This is a genomic window from Rickettsia sp. TH2014, from assembly GCF_019249195.1.
Taxonomy (GTDB): domain Bacteria; phylum Pseudomonadota; class Alphaproteobacteria; order Rickettsiales; family Rickettsiaceae; genus Rickettsia; species Rickettsia felis.
The window spans coordinates 1-3,333 of record NZ_MXAX01000143.1 but is presented as its reverse complement, the minus strand read 5'-3'; the positions used below and the strand labels follow the sequence as shown (position 1 = coordinate 3,333).

The following is a 3,333-nucleotide window of genomic DNA, read 5'->3' as shown; positions in this document are numbered from 1 at the left end:
ACTATTTACTCTAAACTGCAATACGGAGGCACGACCCACGGCTCGTTTATGTCATTCCCGCGTAGGCGGGAATTCAGTAAAAAAACATAAATACGGCAAGTTTTAAAATTAAAAGCTCGAGTTATCTTGCTTTATGCTGGATTCCCGCTACGCGGGAAGGTGTTGTTGTGTGGACCAAAAAATCCGTTCGGTGTCATACCGTGGCTTGACCACGATATCCAGAAAAATACTAAAATATTAGTATTTGTTTATTATTTTTATGGCCTCCGTGGTCAAGCGAACTAGGTGACACAGTGGGTTTTACCGGTCCACGCAACAATGCCGCGCGGGAATGACATAGAACAAAAACGTCTCGGTACTATAAGGTCAAGCCACGGGATGACAGAGGTACAATCGATCCACGTAGCAACTTTATGCAATAATAACTTTTCACAAAATCGGGAATGACATTGAAGTATGGTTATCTCAGGTAATACTATTTATTGGTTATTGACATAATCTTAAAATAGTGCTAAATATTAAAAATTAAGAGACTATCTATAAATAAGTTTAATTAGTAGTTAAAAGAGCTTTTCTAGCAAAAATTGATAAGATTTTTGGAAGAATATTATTCGTATTTCAAAAAAATCTTACTATTTGCAGCAAAAAATAATTTAATTAGCCTTAAAATTTATTTACAGATAGCCTCTAAGGTAGAGCTTTCTTGGCTATTTAGCTTCTAGTCAAAGAAAGATAAGTTTTTTATCTTTACTTTATATTTCTACAGTTAAAAATATTTATGATATCTTTAAAGGTGAATAGTTTAATACAAAATTGGTGTTGGCGTAGATAATTTTTTGCGTTTATATGTTTGCTATATGCAAATTGAGATTTTGATTATTAAATTATAACTTATGACAGGATATTAAAATGTTTATCTCTAATATTTTTCAAAAATTTTTTTCTTTTCTTTTTGTTTTATTTATCACAACCGAAGTTTATGCGGATCAAAAAAAGTAGCAATCATTGTTCCACTTGAACATGCCGCAATGACTGAGATTATATCAGGAATTAAAGAGTCGCTAAAAGATATAGATGCAGAAATTATAGTTAAAAATGCTCATGCTGATTCTAATATTTTGCTTGCCATTGTAAAGCAAATAAAAGATCAGGATATTGATGTAATAATTCCCATAGGCACGACAACCAGCCAAACTGTTATTTCTCATATAACAAATAAACCGATTGTTTGTGCTGCTGCTATGATTAACAGTAAAAACCTACCTTTAGTTACCGGTGTTAACGATGAGATAAAAATCACCGACACCATTAGTAAATTACCTTTTTTTACAGAATATTACTTTAATTTATAGCAGTAGCGAGAAAGTTATACCTGAAGTAGAAATGTTAAAATTATATACTGGAAAAAACAATATTTCTCTGCACACGGTAATGAGACAAAATTTAAATGATATGCCGACCGCTGTAAAAAATGCTCCTGAAAATACGCAGAGTTTTGTAATTCTGAAAGATCATTTGGTAGTTAGCGGAATTAATATTTTAAAGCAAGAAGCATTTAAACGCCGTATTCCGATAATTGCTTCCTATGAAGGTTCGGTAATTAGCGGAGCAACTATTGCCGTAGGAGTGCAAGAAAAGCAAATAGGCGTGGAAGCGGGGTTAATGGCAAAAAAACTTACAAGGAACAGAGCCGAAAGATATTCCGTTTGGGGATATGCAAGACTTAACTTTATTTATTAACCTTAAATCATTTGTTAAACAAGATATTCTTACTAAGGAAAATTTATCCGTACTTCCTTTTATTAAAAAAACTTACAGAGTAGTAACATGAACATTTTAGTTACTGCTCTTGAGCAATCCTTAATAATGCTGCCGCTTATTTTAGGGATGTATATAAGTTATTGAATCTTGAAAATTACCGATCTTACCGTAGACGGTACTTATGTACTTGGTGCGGCGGTATTTGCCCGCACTATTTCATTGAGGTTATTGCCTGCATTAATATTTGCCGTAATATCAGGCGGAATTATCGGCAGCATGGTTAGTTTTATGCAGAAAAATAACCGCATTAACGGGCTGATAGCCGGAATACTTGCAAGTTTTATGCTTTATTCCGTTAACTTGCAAATTATGCAGCGTCCTAATATATCGGTTCTTGGTATGCCGACTTTGCTATCTATATTAGATCTCGAAAATTGGTTAGTGCCTTTAATAATCATTAATTGTCTTATTATATTTGCTGTTATAATTTTATTGAAAGGTAAGCTCGGTTTGTTCCTTCGAGCTTTTGGTTTTAATAAAGATTTATTGATTAATTTAGGAAAACCTGCTGAGCTTTATCGTACGCTTAGGCTTAGCATAAGCAACTACCTAGCTGCCTTAACTGGCACTTTATCGGCACAAATAAACGGTTTTGCCGATATTAATATGGGTTTTGGAGTGGCATTAGTCGGTATCGGTGCGATTGTCATAGGGCGACATATTTTAGTTCATGCTAATAATTTTAATGCGTTTAAAGAGATATTTTCTTGTTTTATAGACATATTATTTTACTTTATTGCTCTGAGCGTTTTACTCCGAATCGGCATCGATCCCATAAACCTTAAGCTTATACTCGGGATAGTATTGTTTATTTCACTCAGTACGGTGGGTAAGAAGTAATATGGCTCGAAAATCGTCATTGCGAGGAGATGCCATAGGCACCGACGAAGCAATCTCATGAAATAATATAAACTCCTGGGATTGCTTCGTCAAAATTTTCAATTTTTCCTCGCAATGACGGAAAAAATGAGTACATTGTCGATTAAAAAGACAAAATTATGAAACCTTATTTATATGCAGAAAAAATACAGTTCAAAGTTAAGGAAAGAAGTGAGTCTATAATTGCTGAAACTACTTTAAATATTGTTAAAGAAGAGTTTGTTGTGATACTGGGACACAACGGTAGCGGGAAATCTACTTTAGCAAAAATACTTGCCGGTTATTTGAAGTCTACTAGTGGGAAAGTATTTTTAGATCAAATCAGAATCGAAAAAATACCTAAAGCTCAGAAAGCCCGTACGCTGGTTACACTAACACAAAAAGCTGAAGGGAGGCTATTTACCGAGCTAACCCTTGAAGAAAATATTACTTTATGGGAAAGTAGATTCCCTAATAATGAACGGTTAACTTCTAGCGGTGCGCTAGAGCTTACAGGCTCGCCTAAGCGTTTCTTATCGCTGCTTTCACAGCCTCTAGGTAAATTTTCCGGCGGCGAAAAGCAAATTATACTGCTGGCACTTAGCAAAGCTCATCCACCTAAAATATTATTTCTGGTCGTGCCTCCGTATTGCA

General features: G+C 34.6%; 1 protein-coding gene and 2 pseudogenes. All 3 read left to right on the top strand.

Annotated features, from left to right (window positions below; translation table 11 throughout):
- Positions 1-909: 909 nt before the first annotated feature.
- Positions 910-1,831 (top strand): annotated as a pseudogene (locus KYQ89_RS02700) (ABC transporter substrate binding protein).
- Positions 1,828-2,661 (top strand): annotated as a pseudogene (locus KYQ89_RS02695) (ABC transporter permease). Before KYQ89_RS02700 ends, KYQ89_RS02695 begins: the two co-directional pseudogenes overlap by 4 nt.
- Positions 2,662-2,819: 158 nt before the next feature.
- Positions 2,820-3,333: ATP-binding cassette domain-containing protein (locus tag KYQ89_RS02690; RefSeq protein ID WP_218460294.1), on the top strand; the 514-nt coding region annotated here is incomplete at its 3' end.